Origin of the sequence: Kitasatospora sp. NPDC059577 (genome assembly GCF_042735475.1) — a bacterium.
Classification (GTDB): Bacteria; Actinomycetota; Actinomycetes; order Streptomycetales; family Streptomycetaceae; genus Kitasatospora.
Window position 1 is genome coordinate 261,832 of the sequence record NZ_JBHWBZ010000004.1, and the last position, 17,880, is coordinate 279,711.

A 17,880-nucleotide genomic window follows, 5' to 3' on the forward strand; every position below is an offset into this window, starting at 1 on the left:
CTGGACCAACTCATTTTTAACGTTCAACGGCCCCCCGCGGGGGGGCTCCCGGCGTACGGGAGCCCCCCCCCCCCCGCCCGGGGGGGCGGGGGCCGCGTCCGGTGAAGCTCTCCGGCCGCCGTGGCGGCCGGTCATCGACCTGCCGGCCTCAGGCCGGCAGCACGACCACGCACCGCTGGGGCTCTTCGCCCTCGGACTCGCTGCGCAGACCGGCAGCGGCGACCGCGTCGTGGACGACCTTGCGCTCGAACGGCGTCATCGGCCGCAGCTTGACCTGCTCGCCGCTGCTCTTCGCCTGCTCGGCGGCCTCGGCACCGAGCGTGGCCAGCTCGGTGCGCTTGCGGGCCCGGAAGCCGGCAATGTCCAGCATGAGGCGGCTGCGCTCGCCGGTCTCCCGGTGGACAGCCAACCGGGTCAGCTCCTGCAGGGCCTCCAGCACCTCGCCGTCCTGGCCGACCAGGCGCTGCAGCGCGCGGTCGTTGCCGTCGCTGACGATGGAGACCAGGGCACGGTCGCCCTCGACGTCCATGTCGATGTCACCGTCGAGGTCCGCGATGTCGAGCAGACCCTCCAGGTAGTCCGCCGCGATGTCGCCCTCCTGCTCCAGGCGGGAGACGAGGTTCTCGTCGGCGCTGGCGGCGGCCTCGGCCTCGACGGCGGAGATGGTGCCTTCCGTCACTGATGGACTCCTTCGGGGATGGGCCCGTCGAACGGGCCGGGAACGAAGCTCTTCGCAGCTGTCACGTCAGGCCCCGGGACCGGGTCAGGACTTCTTCTTCGGCCGCTGGCCACCGCGCTTCGGCTGCTGCCGGGTGCCCTGCTTGGTACCGGCGGGCTTGGTCGCGGCCTGCTTGGCGGCCGCCGGCTTGGTCTCCGGCTCGGCCGGGACGGCGTCGGCGGGTTCCTCGGCCGGGGTGTCCTTGCCGGACTCGCCCTGCTGGCCGGCGGTGCCGTGCTGGCGCTGTGCCTTGGACTGCCGGCGGGGCTGCTGGCGGCGGGCCTGCACCGATTCCTCGACCACCGCGGACGCGGCGGACGCGGCGTTGAGCGCGTCCTTGGACGGGGGCAGCATCCCCCAGAGCGCACCCTTGATCTCCGTGCCGTCCGGACGCAGTCGGCCGGCCTTCTTCAGCCGGGCCTGGCGCTCCTCCCAGGCCTTGCTGCCCGGGGTCGGGTTGTTGTGGATGACGATCAGCTGCTGGCCCATCGACCAGACGTTGGTGGTCAGCCAGTAGACCAGGACGCCGACCGGGAAGTTGATGCCCATCACGGCGAACATGACCGGGAAGACGTACATCAGCATCTTCTGCTGCTGCATGAACGGCGTCTTCACCGTGAGGTCGACGTTCTTGGTCATCAGCTGGCGCTGGGTGACGAACTGCGACAGCGACATCATGATGATCATCACCGCGGTGACGATCTTGACGCTGGTCTCGGTGCTGCCGACGAAGGTCGCGGAGAGCGGGGCACCGAAGATGTGCGCCTTGCCGGCGCTCACCAGCAGGTCACCGTGGATGACGCCGATGTCCTGGCCCTTGGCGACCTTGGCGAGCACCCCGTAGAGGGCGGTGAAGAACGGCGCCTGCACGATGATGGGAAGGCAGCTGGAGAACGGGTTGGTACCCGCCTCCTTGTACAGCTTCATCATCTCTTCGGACTGGCGCTGCCGGTCGTTCTTGTAGCGCTCCTGGATGGCCTTCATCTTCGGCTGGATCGCCTGCATGGCCCGGGTCGCCTTGATCTGCTTCACGAAGAGCGGGATCAGGCAGATCCGGATGACGACCACCATCGAGGCGATGGAAAGACCCCAGGCCCAGCCACCGTCCGGGTTGAAGACGTGGCTGTACAGCGAGTGGAACTGGACGATGATCCAGGACACCGCTGTGTACAGGGGATTCAGGAAGGAGAAGGTCACCGGTCAGGCTCCTTGGACAGGTGGATCGGCCGTGCGGGGCCAATGGGCGCCGGGCCCTCGGGGTCCGGACCGGCGGGGGGTGCGGTCACCGGCACTCCGGCGGCGGACCGGCTCTGCAGCCAGTCTCGCAACCGCCGGTGCCACACCGGGTGCTTGCGCGGCGGGACGTGATCGACCCCGCCGGGCGTCCACGGATTGCAGCGCAGGATGCGCCACGCGGTCAGCCCGCCGCCCTTGACCGCCCCGTGCACCTTCACGGCCTCGTAGCCGTAGTGCGAGCAGGAGGGGTAGTAACGGCAGACCGGACCGAGCAGTGGGCTGATCGTCCACTGGTAGACCCTGATCAGACCCATCAGCAGGTACTTCATCGCCCTGCTCCCGTCGGCGCCGTGGCGGCGGGCTCAGCCTTCAGCAACCGCTTCAGCGCCGCGTCCAGGTCACGTTCGAGGTCCTGGTACGAGGCGGACGCGGCCTGGGGCAGCGCACGCACCACTATCAGGCTACCGGCGGGCAGCCTGGACAGACGATCACGGATGAGATGGCGCAACCGGCGCTTGACCAGGTTGCGAACGACCGCCGGGCCGACGGCCTTGCTCACGACGAAACCCGCACGCGCCGAAGGAGTCCCCTCGGCGACGTGCGGGCGGGAGTCGCTGGTCCGGTCGGTCTGCCCCTGCGGGTCACCGTCTCTGTTGAGATGGACGACCAGAAGGGGCCGGCCGGCCCGACGACCGCGTTTCACCGCGGTCGCGAAGTCCTGGCGCCGCCGCAGCCGATTCTCGGAGGGCAGCACAACAGACTCTGGCGCGGATCAGGCGGACAGGCTGGCGCGGCCCTTGCCACGGCGGGCAGCCAGGATGGCGCGGCCGGCGCGGGTACGCATACGCAGCCGGAAGCCGTGGGTCTTCGCGCGACGACGGTTGTTCGGCTGGAAGGTGCGCTTGCTCACTCGGGGGCTCCTGAGGTGAATCGTAGGATGACGGGGGGTCGCTTGGCCGTCACCGTGCGTCCGCGTGATCTCCCCTGATTCGGAAATCCGGCCCATCGCCCCAGTTCGGCTGGGGTCTGAGGCAATCCACGGCGCCCGTGCTGCGCGCCTTATGGAGCGGGTGGACCCGCGGACATGCGGCAGCGGCCATCGACAACTCGACCTGGTTACGGTACGCGGGACGGGGTCCGAGGGTCAAACCCGCCGTCTTCGACCCGGTTTACCCACAGCCTGTGGACAACGACTTGATCCGGCTCTGTTCGCTGACTACCGTTGCAGGACTTGTCTGGTTTGTTCTTGGAAAGCGTGCACCAGTGGCTGATGTCAACAGCGACCTCGTCCCGGTCTGGGCCAGGGTCGTCGAGCGGCTGGTCAGCGACCCCGATGTCGGGGAGATGGACAAACAGTGGGTGCAGCGCACCCAGCCGATGTGGATGATGCACGACACCGCCCTGCTGGCGACCCCGAACGAGCGGGCCAAGCAGGTGCTGGAGGGTCGGCTGCTGCCGCAGCTCACCGAGGCCCTCAGCCGCGAGCTCGACCGCCCGGTCCGGATCGCCGTGATGGTCGACGCCAACGCCGTGCCGACCACCCCCGCCCCCCAGGCCCCCGCCGAGCCGTACCCGGGCCCGGCCGAGGACGCCGGCGGCTACGGCGGCCAGGACTACCAGCAGCCCTACGAGCAGGACCAGCCGTACGAGCAGCGCCAGCCGTACGAGCAGGAGCAGCCGTACCAGCAGGACCCGGCCTACGGGCAGGACTACGAGCGCCCCCGCTACGACACCGGCGGCTACGAGCAGCGCCCCGCGCCCTACGGCGGCCCCTCCGCCGGCCCGCAGGGCTGGCCGGGCTACCAGGACCAGCCCGTCCGCTACGAGCCCGAGGAGCCCGCCTCCCGCCCCGCGCCGCGTCCCGTCCCGGGCCCGCCCTCGACCACCCAGGGCGACCTCTTCGGCGGCGCGTACGGCCCCGGCCCGAACGAGCAGCCGCGCGGCGGCGCGGGCCGCCGCACCGCCGGCTCCCGCCCCTCCGGCGGCCGCCCCGCGGAGAAGGCCGCCCCGGAGCGCTCCGCCGTCCCCGGCGTGCCCGCCCCGCCCGGCGCTCCCCCGGCCGGCGGCTCCCGCAAGGACGAGCCGGCCGCCCGGCTGAACCCCAAGTACCTGTTCGACACCTTCGTCATCGGCGCGAGCAACCGCTTCGCGCACGCGGCGGCCGTGGCGGTCGCCGAGGCGCCGGCCAAGGCGTACAACCCGCTCTTCATCTACGGCGAGTCCGGGCTGGGCAAGACCCACCTGCTGCACGCCATCGGGCACTACTCGCGCAGCCTCTTCCCGGGCACCCGGGTGCGCTACGTGTCCTCCGAGGAGTTCACCAACGAGTTCATCAACTCGATCCGGGACGGCAAGGCGGACACCTTCCGCCGCCGCTACCGGGACATGGACATCCTGCTCGTGGACGACATCCAGTTCCTCGCGAGCAAGGAGTCCACGCAGGAGGAGTTCTTCCACACCTTCAACACGCTCCACAACGCCAACAAGCAGATCGTCCTCTCGTCGGACCGGCCGCCCAAGCTGCTGACCACGCTGGAGGACCGGCTGCGCAACCGCTTCGAGTGGGGACTGATCACCGACGTCACCCCGCCGGAGCTGGAGACCCGGATCGCGATCCTGCGCAAGAAGGCGATCCAGGAGCAACTCAACGCTCCCGCCGACGTGTTGGAGTTCATCGCGTCCCGGATCACCCGCAACATCCGGGAGTTGGAGGGCGCGCTCATCCGGGTCACCGCCTTCGCCAACCTCAACCGGGCGCCGGTGGACCTGGAGTTGGCCGGGATCGTCCTCAAGGATCTGATCCCCGGCGGCGACGAGGACGCCGGCCCGGAGATCACCGCGCAGGTCATCATGCAGCAGACCGCCGCGTACTTCGGACTGGGCGTGGACGACCTCTGCGGATCCTCACGCAGCCGCGTGCTGGTGACGGCCCGCCAGATCGCGATGTACCTGTGCCGGGAGCTCACCGACCTGTCGCTGCCGAAGATCGGCGCGCAGTTCGGCGGCCGCGACCACACCACGGTGATGCACGCGGATCGCAAGATCCGCTCGCTGATGGCCGAGCGCCGCTCGATCTACAACCAGGTCACCGAACTCACCAACCGCATCAAGAGCTAGCGGCTGCCGCACCCGCGGCCGGAGGGCGTCAGGAGCGATCCTGACGCCCTTTTTCGCGCATCCGCAGGTGTGCACCGCGCGCCGGCTGGGCAGGAACCCGGTGGACGGACGGTCCACCAGTCCACAGCCCGCGCCGAACAACTGACCGGTGATTCGAAAACCCGGGGCGCGCAAGGCCGTTGTCCACAGGGCGGGTGGCTTCTCCACCGTCCACAGGCCGGGGAGCCCGGAGTTATCCAGAATTCGTCCACAGGCCCGCCGCCGCTACGCTCTTCCGCGCAGGTCAGGTGCCTGTGGACTTGTGCACAACGGTTATCCACAGGGTGTGGACAATTGACGGGCCACCAGTGGGCCGTCCGGGTTGTCCACCGGTTGTCCCCAGGGCCGGGCCGGTTATCCCCAGGTTGTCCACAGCGGCGTCCACAGTTCGACAACCGTGTGTCGTCGTTCATACCCTGGTGTGAAAGGCGTCACGAAAAGTTGACCGGCGCCCGTGGATAACCGGGCCCGGATCTGGGGACAGCCCTGGGGATAACCTGTGGATACCCTGCGTGCCCTGTGGGTAACGCTCGGCTGTCCACAGCGCGGCCTGCCCGTCCACAGCCGCCGTCCACAGCGGCTGTGGACAAAATTCGGGCCCTGACCTGCGGAAACGGGGTTATCCACGGTTTCCACAGGCCCTACTACTACCACTACACAGATAGACCGTGGACTTGCTTTCAAAGTGGGTGGGTCCCGAATCTGTGGACAACGCGTCCGGCCGTGGACCCCGACATCTGTTCGGCTTGCTTCCGCCCGTCTGCCCCGTCTGTCGGCGGAGTACGTCAGACTGTCCTTGCGACTGGAAGCGGAGTGAGCAGAGCTCGGCGGACAGGCGGACCCACGATCAAGATCAGACGAACCAGAGTGCGAGCGGGAGCGCTCGATCCAGGAGGCGGTTACCGGTGAAGTTCCGGGTGGAGCGTGACGTCCTCGCGGAGGCGGTGGCCTGGGCTGCCCGCAGCCTCCCGGCACGGCCGCCGGTGCCGGTGCTGGCCGGCCTGCTGCTGACGGCGCAGGAGGGCAGCCTGGCGCTGTCCGGCTTCGACTACGAGGTCTCGGCCCGGGTCGAGCTGGAGGCGGACGTCGAGGAGGCCGGCACCGTCCTGGTCTCCGGCCGGCTGCTGAACGACATCTCCCGCAACCTCCCCAACCGGCCCGTGGAGATCTCCACCGACGGCCAGCGGGTCAGCGTGGTCTGCGGCAGCTCCCGCTTCACCCTCCCCACCCTCCCGGTGGACGAGTACCCGACGCTGCCCCAGATGCCGACCGCCACCGGCACCGTCGCCGGGGACGTCTTCGCCTCGGCCGTCAGCCAGGCCGCGGTCGCCGCCGGCCGGGACGACACCCTCCCGGTGCTCACCGGCGTCCGGGTCGAGATCGAGGGCGACCGAATCACCCTGGCCGCCACCGACCGCTACCGCTTCGCCGTCCGCGACCTGCTGTGGAAGCCCGAGCAGTCGGACATCTCCGCGGTCGCCCTGGTCCCCGCCAAGACCCTGCAGGACATCGCCAAGTCCCTGGGCAGCGGCGACACCGTCTCCATCGCGCTGTCCTCGGGCGGCGCGGGCGAGGGCCTGATCGGCTTCGAGGGCGCCGGCCGCCGGACCACCACCCGGCTGCTGGAGGGCGAGTTCCCCAAGTTCCGCAGCCTCTTCCCGACCGAGTTCAACGCGGTCGCCGCGATCCAGACCCAGCCCTTCCTGGAGGCGCTCAAGCGCGTCTCGCTGGTCGCCGAGCGCAACACCCCGGTCCGCCTCAACTTCGAGGAGGGCGTGCTGACGCTGGAGGCCGGCTCGGGCGACGACGCCCAGGCCACCGAGCGGATCGAGGCCTCGCTGGAGGGCGACGCCATCTCGATCGCGTTCAACCCGGGCTACCTGGAGGAGGGCCTCAAGGCCATCGACTCCGCCTACGCCCAGCTCAGCTTCACCACCCCGACCAAGCCCGCCCTGCTCAGCGGCAAGGTCTCGGTGGACGCCGAGGAGGACAAGGCCTACCAGTACCTGATCATGCCGGTCCGCCTCTCCGGCTGATCCCCGGGAGCGGCATGATCCCGGGGGTGTGGGGGTCGCTCCCCACAGGGTGGAGCATGCCGGTCCGCCTCTCCGGCTGACCCGGTCCGCCCCCGGCTGATCCCGCCGTACGCGTCCCGTCCACAGGCTGTGCACACCCGCTGTGCACAGCCTGTGGACGTCTCCCCCGGTCGGCCTGACCACAGGCGGGCGCCGATGGTTCAGCGCGTAGGCTCAGGGCGTGCGGCAACGGCGCCGCCGGCAGGCACGTCACCACAGGTAAGGACTTGGTCATGGAGCTCGGCCTCATCGGTCTCGGCAAGATGGGCGGCAACATGCGCGAGCGGATCCGCCGCGCCGGCCACACCGTCATCGGCTACGACCGCAATCCGGACATCTCCGACGTCGAGAGCCTGCAGGAGCTCGTCACCAAGCTGCAGGGCCCGCGCGTGGTCTGGGTGATGGTCCCGGCCGGTGCCGCGACCCAGGCGACCGTCGACGAGCTCGCCGAACTGCTCTCCCCCGGCGACGTGGTCGTCGACGGCGGCAACTCGCGCTGGACCGACGACGTCAAGCACGCCGAGACGCTGGCCGCCAAGGGCATCGGCTTCGTCGACTGCGGTGTCTCCGGCGGCGTCTGGGGCCTGGAGAACGGCTACGCGCTGATGTACGGCGGCGACGCCGAGCACGTCGCCCGGGTCCAGCCGGTCTTCGACGCGCTCAAGCCCGAGGGTGACTTCGGCTCGGTGCACGCGGGCGCGGTGGGCGCCGGCCACTTCGCCAAGATGGTCCACAACGGCATCGAGTACGCGATGATGCAGGCCTTCGCCGAGGGCTGGGAGCTGCTGGAGGCGGCCCCCGAGGTCACCGACGTGCGCGAGGTCTTCCGCAGCTGGCAGGAGGGCACGGTCATCCGCTCCTGGCTGCTGGACCTGGCCGTCCGGGCCCTGGACGAGGACGAGCACCTGGCCAAGCTGCGCGGCTGGGCCGCGGACTCCGGCGAGGGCCGCTGGACCGTCGAGGCCGCGATCGACCACGCCGTGCCGCTGCCGGCGATCACCGCCTCGCTGTTCGCCCGCTTCGCCTCCCGGCAGGACGACTCGCCGCAGATGAAGATGATCGCCGCGCTGCGCAACCAGTTCGGCGGCCACGCGGTCGAGTCGAAGTAGTCCCCACCGGGGCGCGAGCCCCGGTCCATCCACAGAAGGCGGGCGCAGTCCACAGCCATGCACGTCGCGCACCTGTCGCTCGCCGACTTCCGGTCGTACGCCCGGGCCGAGGTTCCCCTCGACCCGGGCGTGACGGCCTTCGTGGGGCCCAACGGCCAGGGCAAGACCAACCTGGTCGAGGCGATCGGTTACGTCGCCACCCTGGGCAGCCACCGGGTCGCGACCGACGCCCCGCTGATCCGGCTGGGCGCCGAGCGGGCGGTGATCCGCACCTCGGTGGTGGACCGCGGCCGTTCCACCCTGGTCGAGCTGGAGCTCGCCCCGGGCAAGGCCAACCGGGCCCGGATCAACCGCTCCGACAACGTCCGCCCGCGCGACGTGCTGGGCCTGCTGCGCACCGTGCTGTTCGCTCCGGAGGACCTCAGCCTCGTCAAGGGTGACCCGGGCGAGCGCCGGCGCTTCCTGGACGAGCTGCTGACCGCCCGTGCGCCCCGGCTGGCCGGTGTGCGGCAGGACTACGAACGGGTGCTCAAGCAGCGCAACGCCCTGCTGAAGACCGCCGCGATGGCCCGTCGGGCCGGTGGCGGCAAGGGCGCGGACCTGTCCACCCTGGAGGTCTGGGACGGTCATCTGGCGCGCGCCGGAGCCGAGTTGACGGCCTTCCGGATCCAGCTGGTGGCCGCCCTGCAGCCGCTGGTGACGGCGGCCTACGGGCAGTTGGCCCCCGGTGGCGGCGAGACCTCCCTGGAGTACCGCAGTTCCTTCGAGGGCGAGCTGCCGACCAGCCGGGAGCAGGCCGAGGAGCAGTTGCTGCGGGCGCTGCAGGCGGTCCGCAAGCAGGAGGTCGACCGCGGCCTCACCCTGGTCGGCCCGCACCGCGACGAGCTGGTGCTCAGGCTCGGCCCGCTGCCCGCCAAGGGCTACGCCAGCCACGGTGAGTCCTGGTCGTACGCGCTCGCGCTGCGGCTGGCCTCGTACGAACTGCTGCGGTCCGACGGTGGCGAGCCGGTGCTGATCCTGGACGACGTGTTCGCCGAGCTGGACGCGGCCCGTCGGGACCGGCTGGCGGAGCTGGTGGCCGACGGCGAGCAGGTGCTGGTGACCGCGGCGGTCGCCGAGGACGTGCCGAAGGCCCTGGCCGGTGCCCGGTTCGCGGTGGCCGACGGGGCCGTGGACCGCGTCGACGCCTGACCGTCCGGCCTCCCGGCCGCAGGACGACCACCGCCGCGATCCGCGGCGTCCGGGCGCTCACGTAGGCTGGAAGGCTCGACGGGCGCGCGACCGTGACCGTTGTCCACAGGCTGGGGAAAGGAGATCGCCGTGAGCGATCCGGCGGGGACCGAACGCCCCCTCCCCGGGCCCGGCGCCCCCGAGCCGACCGGTGCCGACCTCGCCCGCTCCGTGCTCCGGGCGGCTCGCGCCCAGGCCCGCCAGCGCGGTGAGCAGGTCCAGCAGAAACGTGAGGCCAAGCGGCACGGGCTGCGCAGCGGAGCCCGTTCGGACGGCCGGGACCCGGTCCCGCTGGGGGCGGCGCTGAACAGGTTGCTGACGGAGCGCGGCTGGGAGTCCTCGGCCGCCGTCGGCGGGGTGATGGGGCGCTGGCCGCAGATCGTCGGCCCGGACATCGCCGCGCACTGTCACCCCTCTTCCTACGACGAGGCGGCCGCAGTGCTCACCGTGCAGTGCGACTCCACCGCATGGGCCACTCAACTCCGTTGGCTGGCGCGGCAGTTGGTGGCCCGTCTGAACCACGAGCTGGGCCACGGCACGGTCAAGACCATCAAGGTGCTGGGCCCGGCCGCACCCGCCCGCGGCTACGGCCGGCTGCGCGCGCCGGGGAGCAAGGGGCCGGGCGACACCTGGGGGTGACGGGTGCGCCCGCCCGTCCCCCGGGGGGCGGATCGGATGGCGATCTTCCGGAACCCCTGACAGCCCTCCCAGGCGCTCTGGGGCCCCCGGGCGAGTATCGGGACACGTGCGGAGGGGATTCAGGGCGGCGTATCTGCCTTCAAGGGCTGCCAAACGCCCATCTCTGTCAGTCGTACCGGTAGACTGAGAGCCAAACACTGTTGCTAGTGGCAACCGAGTCTAAACGCCGTGGTCGCACGCTCGCCCGCACGGGGCGGGGATGCGGCCCGTGCTGTGCCAGAGAGGGCGCTTCGTGGCCGATTCCGGCAACCCCAGCCAGACCCCAGACCAGTCCGACCAGGCTTCCTACACCGGTAGCAACATCCAGGTGCTGGAAGGCCTCGACGCCGTCCGCAAGCGCCCCGGCATGTACATCGGTTCCACCGGCGAGCGTGGCCTGCACCACCTGGTGCAGGAGGTCGTGGACAACTCCGTCGACGAGGCGATGGCGGGGTACGCCGACACCATCGACGTCACGATCATGGCCGACGGCGCGATCCGCGTCGTCGACAACGGCCGAGGCATCCCGGTCGACATCGTCCCCGGCCAGGACAAGCCGGCCGTCGAGGTCGTGCTCACCGTCCTGCACGCCGGCGGCAAGTTCGGCGGTGGCGGCTACGCCGTCTCCGGCGGTCTGCACGGCGTCGGCGTCTCCGTCGTGAACGCGCTGTCCACCAGGCTCTCCGTGGAGATCCACAAGGACGGCAGCATCTGGACCCAGGACTACAAGATGGGTGCCCCGGCCGCCCCCCTGGCCAAGGGCGAGGCGACCGAGCGGACCGGCACCACGGTCACCTTCTGGGCCGACGCCGACATCTTCGAGACCACCGTCTACTCCTTCGAGACGCTCTCCCGGCGCTTCCAGGAGATGGCCTTCCTCAACAAGGGCCTGTCGATCTCGCTGACCGACGAGCGCCCGGAGCACGTGGACGAGGAGGGCAAGCCGCTCACCGTCACGTACAAGTACGACGGCGGCATCGCCGACTTCGTCGCCCACCTCAACTCCCGCAAGGGCGAGGTCATCCACCCCTCGGTGATCGACTTCGAGGCGGAGGACAAGGACAAGGCGATCTCGGTGGAGATCGCGATGCAGTGGAACTCCTCCTACACCGAGGGGGTCTACAGCTTCGCCAACACCATCCACACGCACGGCGGCGGCACCCACGAGGAGGGCTTCCGCGCCGCGCTGACCGGCCTGGTCAACCGCTACGCGCGGGACAAGAAGCTGCTCCGCGAGAAGGACGACAACCTCTCCGGCGAGGACATCCGCGAGGGCCTGACCGCGATCATCTCGGTCAAGCTCGGCGAGCCGCAGTTCGAGGGCCAGACCAAGGACAAGCTCGGCAACACCGAGGCCAAGACCTTCGTCCAGAAGGTCGTCCACGAGCACCTGAACGACTGGCTGGACCGCAACCCCACCGAGGCCTCGGACATCATCCGCAAGTCCATCCAGGCCGCCACCGCGCGCGTCGCCGCCCGCAAGGCCCGCGACCTCACGCGTCGCAAGGGCCTGCTGGAGTCCGCCTCGCTGCCGGGCAAGCTCTCGGACTGCCAGTCCAAGGACCCGTCCGAGTGCGAGATCTTCATCGTCGAGGGTGACTCCGCCGGCGGCTCGGCCAAGCAGGGCCGCGACCCGCGCACCCAGGCCATCCTGCCGATCCGCGGCAAGATCCTGAACGTCGAGAAGGCCCGGATCGACAAGGTGCTGCAGAACACCGAGGTCCAGGCGCTGATCTCGGCCTTCGGCTGCGGCATCCAGGAGGACTACGACGAGTCCAAGCTGCGGTACCACAAGATCGTCCTGATGGCCGACGCCGACGTCGACGGTCAGCACATCCGCACCCTGCTGCTCACCCTGCTGTTCCGCTTCATGCGGCCGCTGGTCGAGTCCGGCTACGTCTACCTCGCCATGCCGCCGCTGTACAAGATCAAGTGGGGCAAGGACGACTTCGAGTACGCCTACTCCGACCGCGAGCGCGACGCGCTGATCGCGGCCGGGGTCGGGGCCGGGCGCCGGCTCCCCAAGGACGACGCGATCCAGCGCTTCAAGGGTCTCGGCGAGATGAACGCCGAGGAGCTCCGGGTCACCACCATGGACGCCGAGCACCGGCTGCTGCTCCAGGTCACCCTGGAGGACGCCGCCCGCGCCGACGAGCTGTTCTCCGTGCTGATGGGCGAGGACGTCGAGGCCCGCCGCTCCTTCATCCAGCGCAACGCCAAGGACGTCCGCTTCCTGGACGTGTGACGCCTGCAGCCCAGGCCCCGCACGTACCAGTCCGCGTGAAAGGAAACTGACCACCAGTGGTCGACGACAACCGTCCCGAAGGCGAACAGCCCGAGACCCCCGAGGCCGCCGAGGCCACCGCCCAGGCGACCATGCGGATCGAGCCGGTCGAGCTCGAGACCGAGATGCAGCGCTCTTACCTCGACTACGCGATGAGCGTGATCGTCAGCCGAGCGCTGCCCGAGGTCCGCGACGGCCTCAAGCCGGTGCACCGCCGCGTGCTCTACGCGATGTACGACGGCGGGTACCGCCCCGAGAAGGGCTACTACAAGTGCGCCCGCGTCGTCGGCGACGTCATGGGCAACTACCACCCGCACGGTGACACCTCGATCTACGACACCGTGGTCCGGCTGGCCCAGCCGTGGTCGCTGCGGATGCCGCTGGTGGACGGCAACGGCAACTTCGGGTCCCCGGGCAACGACCCGGCCGCGGCCATGCGCTACACCGAGTGCAAGATGATGCCGCTGGCCATGGAGATGATGCGCGACATCGACGAGGACACCGTCGACTTCGCCGCCAACTACGACGGCCGCTCGCAGGAGCCGACCGTCCTGCCCGCGCGCATCCCCAACCTGCTGGTCAACGGTGCCACCGGCATCGCGGTCGGCATGGCCACCAACATCCCGCCGCACAACCTCCGTGAGGTCGCCTCCGGTGCGCTCTGGGCGCTGGAGCACCCGGACGCCTCCAACGAGGAGCTGCTGGAGGCCCTGATCGAGCGGATCAAGGGCCCCGACTTCCCCACCGGTGCGCTGATCGTCGGCCACCGCGGGATCGACGACTACTACCGCACCGGCCGCGGCTCGGTCACCATGCGCGCCGTCGTCGAGGTCGAGGAGATCCAGGGCCGCCAGTGCCTGGTGATCACCGAGCTGCCGTACCAGGTCAACCCGGACAACCTCGCGCTGAAGATCGCCGACCTGGTCAAGGACGGCCGGGTCGCCGGCATCGCCGACGTCCGCGACGAGTCCTCGTCCCGCACCGGCACCCGCCTGGTGGTCGTGCTCAAGCGCGACGCGGTCGCCAAGGTCGTGCTGAACAACCTGTACAAGCACACCGAGCTGCAGACCAACTTCGGCGCCAACATGCTGGCCCTGGTCGACGGCGTGCCGCGCACCCTGTCGCTCGACGCCTTCATCCGGCACTGGGTCAACCACCAGGTCGAGGTCATCGTCCGGCGCACCACCTTCCGCCTGCGCAAGGCCGAGGAGCGCGCCCACATCCTGCGCGCCCTGCTCAAGGCCCTGGACCTGATCGACGAGGTCATCGCGCTGATCCGGGCCTCGGCGAGCGCCGACGCCGCCCGCACCGGCCTGATGGGCCTGCTCGACATCGACGAGCTGCAGGCCAACGCCATCCTGGAGATGCAGCTCCGCCGCCTGGCCGCCCTGGAGCGCCAGCGGATCACGGACGAGCACGACGAGCTGCAGCGCAAGATCGACGAGTACAACGCGATCCTGGCCTCGCCGACCCGCCAGCGGGAGATCATCTCCGAGGAGCTCACCGCGATCGTCGAGAAGTACGGCGACGACCGGCGCTCCACCCTCATCCCGTCCGACGGCGACCTCTCCATCGAGGACCTCATCGCCGAGGAGGACATCGTCGTCACGATCACCCGTGGCGGCTACGTCAAGCGGACCCGCTCCGACCTCTACCGCTCGCAGAAGCGCGGCGGCAAGGGCGTGCGCGGTGCCCAGCTGAAGCAGGACGACATCGTCGACCACTTCTTCGTGACGACGACCCACAACTGGATCCTGTTCTTCACCAACAAGGGCCGGGTCTACCGCGCCAAGGGCTACGAGCTGCCGGACGCCGGCCGCGACGCCCGCGGTCAGCACGTCGCCAACCTGCTGGCCTTCCAGCCGGAGGAGCACATCGCCCAGGTGATGGCCGTCCGGACGTACGAGGACAAGCCGTACCTGGTCCTCGCCACCCGGGCCGGCCTGGTGAAGAAGTCCCCGTTGAAGGACTACGACTCCCCGCGCTCCGGCGGCCTGATCGCGATCAACCTGCGCCAGGACGAGGAGGGCCGGGACGACGAGCTGATCGGCGCCGAGCTGGTCTCCTCCGAGGACGACCTGCTGCTGGTCTCCAAGAAGGCCCAGTCGATCCGCTTCACCGCGACCGACGACGCCCTGCGGCCCACCGGCCGCGCGACCTCCGGCGTCAAGGGCATGGCCTTCCGCGAGGACGACGAACTGCTCTCGATGAACGTCGTCCGTCCGGGCACCTACGTCTTCACCGCCACGGACGGCGGGTACGCCAAGCGCACCGGCGTGGACGAGTACCGTGTCCAGGGACGCGGCGGTTACGGCACCAAGGCGGCGAAGATCGTCGAGGGCCGCGGCTCGCTCGTCGGCGCACTCGTGGTCGACGAATCCGACGAGATCATGGCGATCACCCTCTCGGGTGGGGTGATTCGCACAAGGGTTTCCGAGGTTCGTGAAACCGGACGTGACACGATGGGCGTCCAACTGATCAACCTCGGGAAGCGTGACGCGGTCGTGGGCATGGCCCGCAACGCGGAAGCCGAGGACGAGGAGACTGCGGAGGACGAGGTCGCTGGCACCGAGTCCACCGAGACGGCCGAGGGTACGGAGACGGTGGTCGACGGAGACGTCGAGGCCTGAAACGAACCGCAGACCGGTGATGCCGCGTCCACAGAGAGGACGCGGCGCCACCGGACGCCGACCAGTTCCGGGCAATCCCGCCGGGCGCTGGATGACGAGTGACGAAGCAGGGCGGCGCCGCCGCCCTGGTGGGAAGTGCGGGAGGACCAGGTGAGTGGAGCCACGGGTGCTGCGGGAGGAACCTCCGGCGGCCGTCCGGGCGCGCAGGGCGGGGGGTCGTACGGCGGCGTACCGCAGCCGCCGACCGAGCACTCGGCCGCGTCCACCTCGCTGATGCCGTCGGCCGGGGGCGCGGGTCAGAGCGGCGCGACCTACGGCGGTCAGACGCCTCCGCCGCCGGGCGCCGCGGCGCCCGGCTCGGGGGGCTTCTCCCAGCCGACCACGTACGCCAAGGGGCAGCCGACCCCGGCCCGGGGCACCCGGACCTCCGGCAACACGCCGCCGGGCGGCACCCCCGTCCCCGGGGCGGCCCGCCGCCCCGCCGGCGCGCCCGCGGCGGCCGGTCCCGGCCTCGGCCGGACCCGCAAGGCCCGGCTGCGGGTGACCAAGGTCGACCCGTGGTCCGTGATGAAGGTCAGCTTCCTGCTGTCGCTGGCCGTCGGCATCATCATCATCGTGGCCTCGGCCGTGCTGTGGATGACGCTGGACTCGCTCGGCGTCTTCGACTCGCTGAGCAAGACCCTCAAGGACGTCACGGGCTCCGACAGCACCGGCGGCGTCAACCTCATGGACTACGTCGGCTTCGGCAAGGTGATGACCTTCACCACGCTGATCGCCGTGGTCGACGTCGTCCTGCTGACCGCGCTGTCCACCCTCTCCGCGTTCATCTACAACGCGGCGGCCGGCTTCACCGGCGGCGTCGAGCTGACCCTGGCCGAGGAGGACTGATCCCGACCGGGTCCTGACCCGCGCTCAGTTCCCCGTCCACGGACGGAATGTACGGGCCCCACCGGCTGTTGCAGCCGGTGGGGCCCGTTCGGCATTCGGGTGACAGCCGGCACCCCGCGGCGTGCCGCCCGGAAGCCGGTCGGCCGCGGTGGGATTAGCTGGGTGGCGCCCGTTCCGCGCCTGGGAGTGCCGCAGGCCGCCCCCGGTCCGCCCGACCGGGCCGGGTGGGTTCAGCAGGACGACTGGACGGAGGCGCGCGGTGGCGAAGCTCGCAGGTCAACTGGTCGAGGCCCTGGAAGGGCTGCTGGGGGTTCCGGTACCGCTGCGGGTCCGGGTCTGGGACGGCAGCGTCGCCGGGCCGCCGGGGGCGCCCACCGTGGTCCTGCGCAACCGCCGGGCACTGCGCCGCGTGCTCTGGCAGCCCGGCGAGCTGGGCCTCGCCCGCGCCTACGTCGCCGGGGACCTGGAGGTCGCCCCCGGCACCGACCTCTACGAGGTGCTCTCGGCGGTCGGCCGGTTCGCCGAGCGGCCGGAGATCCGCACGCTCGCCCTCGGACCGCGCGACGTCCTCGGCGCCGGGGGCCGCCGGGTCCTCGCGGCCGCCCTGCGGGCCGGGGCGCTCGGCCCCGAGCCGGCGCCGCCCCGGGAGGAGGTCAGCAGGGCCCGGGAGCGGCTGCACAGCCGCAACCGGGACCGCGCGGCCATCAGCCACCACTACGACGTCGGGAACGACTTCTACGGCCTCGTGCTGGGCTCCTCGATGGTCTACTCGTGCGCCTACTGGACGCCGGGGGCGAAGAGCCTGGAAGCCGCCCAGGAGGCCAAGCTCGACCTGATCTGCCGCAAGCTCGGTCTGCGGCCCGGGATGCGCCTGCTGGACGTCGGCTGCGGCTGGGGCTCACTCCTGCTGCACGCGGCGGAGCACTACGGGGTCGTCGCGGTCGGCGTGTCCATCTCCACCGAACAGGTCGCGCTGGCCCGCGCCCGGGTCGAGGCGGCCGGCCTGACCGACCGGGTCGAGGTCCGGCTCCAGGACTACCGGGAGATCACGGACGGGCCGTTCGACGCGATCTCCAGCGTCGGGATGGCCGAGCACGTCGGCTCCGAGCAGTACCGGATCTACGCGGAGGGCCTGTACCGGCTGCTGGCCCCCGGCGGCCGGCTGCTCAACCACCAGATCGCCCGCCGCCCCGACCACCCCGGTGAGCCGCACCGCACCAGCCCCTTCATCGACCGCTACGTCTTCCCCGACGGCGAGCTCTCCCCCGTCGGTTCCACCGTGGCCCGGCTGGAGGAGGCCGGCTTCGAGGTCCGGGACGTCGAGTCGCTGCGCGAGCACTACGGGCTGACCCTGCGCGAGTGGGTGGCCAACCTGGAAGCGCACTGGACGGAGGCCGTCCGGCTGGTCGGCCGGGGCCGGGCCCGGGTCTGGCGGCTGTACATGGCGGCCTCCGCGCTCGCCTTCGAGCAGAACCGGATCGGGATCAACCAGGTCCTCGCCGTTCGCGGCACCGAGGGCGGGTCGGCGGGCCGCCCCCCCCCCCCCGCGGGGGGGGGGGGGGCGGCGCCCCCCCCCCCCCCCGCGAGGAGTGGCTGCTGCGCCCCGCCGCCGGCGCGCCGCAGCTGTTCGCCGGGATCCCCGCCGCGGCCCCGGCCGATCCGGATTTGGGGGATCGGCCGTCGGTCCGCTAATCTTTCAGTGCGGCAAGGGCCTATAGCTCAGACGGTTAGAGCGCTTCCCTGATAAGGAAGAGGCCACAGGTTCAAGTCCTGTTAGGCCCACCACCGCGAAGGCCCCGGAGTGATCCACTCCGGGGCCTAGGTAGTTTTAGCGGAGCGGCGGGATTACTGGAGGGGTTCTGTTCGGCTGGGGCCA

14 protein-coding genes and 1 tRNA gene are annotated in these 17,880 nt (G+C 70.7%); 10 read left to right on the forward strand and 5 right to left on the reverse strand.

Translation table 11 applies throughout. The features are described 5' to 3' along the window. Window positions 1–148 precede the first annotated feature (148 nt). The 5 genes from ACFV0O_RS06575 to rpmH form a co-directional block, all read right to left on the reverse strand. A complete protein-coding gene (locus ACFV0O_RS06575) occupies window positions 149–679 on the reverse strand; it encodes a R3H domain-containing nucleic acid-binding protein (RefSeq protein WP_360259995.1) in 531 nt (176 codons plus the stop codon). An 84-nt stretch (window positions 680–763) separates the two neighbouring features. After that, window positions 764–1,915: a membrane protein insertase YidC gene (yidC, locus tag ACFV0O_RS06580; RefSeq protein ID WP_380337169.1), complete on the reverse strand. Its 1,152-nt coding sequence runs from the start codon at window positions 1,913–1,915 to the stop codon at window positions 764–766. Next, complete coding sequence (gene yidD, locus ACFV0O_RS06585; protein ID WP_380337172.1) at window positions 1,912–2,283, reverse strand: membrane protein insertion efficiency factor YidD; 372 nt, start codon at window positions 2,281–2,283, stop codon at window positions 1,912–1,914. Before yidD ends, yidC begins: the two co-directional genes overlap by 4 nt. After that, window positions 2,280–2,708, reverse strand: a complete 429-nt coding sequence (rnpA, locus tag ACFV0O_RS06590; protein WP_360259987.1) for a ribonuclease P protein component — start codon at window positions 2,706–2,708, stop codon at window positions 2,280–2,282. The genes yidD and rnpA overlap by 4 nt, the downstream gene beginning before the upstream one ends. Before the next feature lie 18 nt (window positions 2,709–2,726). Continuing rightward, the gene (gene rpmH, locus ACFV0O_RS06595; protein ID WP_030059672.1) at window positions 2,727–2,864 is read right to left on the reverse strand and encodes a 50S ribosomal protein L34; all 138 of its coding nucleotides are present in this window, start codon (window positions 2,862–2,864) and stop codon (window positions 2,727–2,729) included. A gap of 353 nt (window positions 2,865–3,217) precedes the next feature. Between rpmH and dnaA the strand changes: the two genes are divergently transcribed. The 10 genes from dnaA (at window position 3,218) to ACFV0O_RS06645 (ending at window position 17,789) form a co-directional block, all read left to right on the forward strand. Continuing rightward, window positions 3,218–5,071 (forward strand): chromosomal replication initiator protein DnaA, encoded by a 1,854-nt coding sequence (dnaA, locus tag ACFV0O_RS06600; RefSeq protein WP_380337175.1) that lies wholly within the window; start codon window positions 3,218–3,220, stop codon window positions 5,069–5,071. A gap of 944 nt (window positions 5,072–6,015) precedes the next feature. Then, window positions 6,016–7,146, forward strand: coding sequence for a DNA polymerase III subunit beta (gene dnaN, locus ACFV0O_RS06605; protein WP_360259983.1), 1,131 nt, complete (start codon window positions 6,016–6,018; stop codon window positions 7,144–7,146). A gap of 272 nt (window positions 7,147–7,418) precedes the next feature. After that, a complete protein-coding gene (gene gnd / locus ACFV0O_RS06610; RefSeq protein ID WP_380337178.1) occupies window positions 7,419–8,294 on the forward strand; it encodes a phosphogluconate dehydrogenase (NAD(+)-dependent, decarboxylating) in 876 nt (291 codons plus the stop codon). A 57-nt stretch (window positions 8,295–8,351) separates the two neighbouring features. Beyond that, entirely contained in the window at window positions 8,352–9,485 is a 1,134-nt protein-coding gene (gene recF / locus ACFV0O_RS06615; protein WP_360259978.1) for a DNA replication/repair protein RecF, read from the forward strand. A gap of 129 nt (window positions 9,486–9,614) precedes the next feature. Further along, window positions 9,615–10,163 carry a DUF721 domain-containing protein gene (locus tag ACFV0O_RS06620; protein ID WP_380337182.1) on the forward strand — a complete coding sequence of 183 codons (549 nt, stop codon included), beginning with the start codon at window positions 9,615–9,617 and terminating at the stop codon, window positions 10,161–10,163. A 268-nt stretch (window positions 10,164–10,431) separates the two neighbouring features. After that, window positions 10,432–12,447, forward strand: coding sequence for a DNA topoisomerase (ATP-hydrolyzing) subunit B (gyrB, locus tag ACFV0O_RS06625; RefSeq protein ID WP_380337185.1), 2,016 nt, complete (start codon window positions 10,432–10,434; stop codon window positions 12,445–12,447). 131 nt (window positions 12,448–12,578) lie between these two features. Then, complete coding sequence (gyrA, locus tag ACFV0O_RS06630; RefSeq protein WP_380337229.1) at window positions 12,579–15,116, forward strand: DNA gyrase subunit A; 2,538 nt, start codon at window positions 12,579–12,581, stop codon at window positions 15,114–15,116. A 150-nt stretch (window positions 15,117–15,266) separates the two neighbouring features. Beyond that, on the forward strand, window positions 15,267–16,004 hold the full coding sequence (locus ACFV0O_RS06635) for a DUF3566 domain-containing protein (protein WP_380337188.1): 738 nt from the start codon (window positions 15,267–15,269) through the stop codon (window positions 16,002–16,004). Between the two features lie 259 nt (window positions 16,005–16,263). Continuing rightward, window positions 16,264–17,748 (forward strand): class I SAM-dependent methyltransferase, encoded by a 1,485-nt coding sequence (locus ACFV0O_RS06640; RefSeq protein WP_380337191.1) that lies wholly within the window; start codon window positions 16,264–16,266, stop codon window positions 17,746–17,748. After that, window positions 17,713–17,789, forward strand: a tRNA-Ile gene (locus tag ACFV0O_RS06645). The genes ACFV0O_RS06640 and ACFV0O_RS06645 overlap by 36 nt, the downstream gene beginning before the upstream one ends. Window positions 17,790–17,880: the final 91 nt, after the last annotated feature.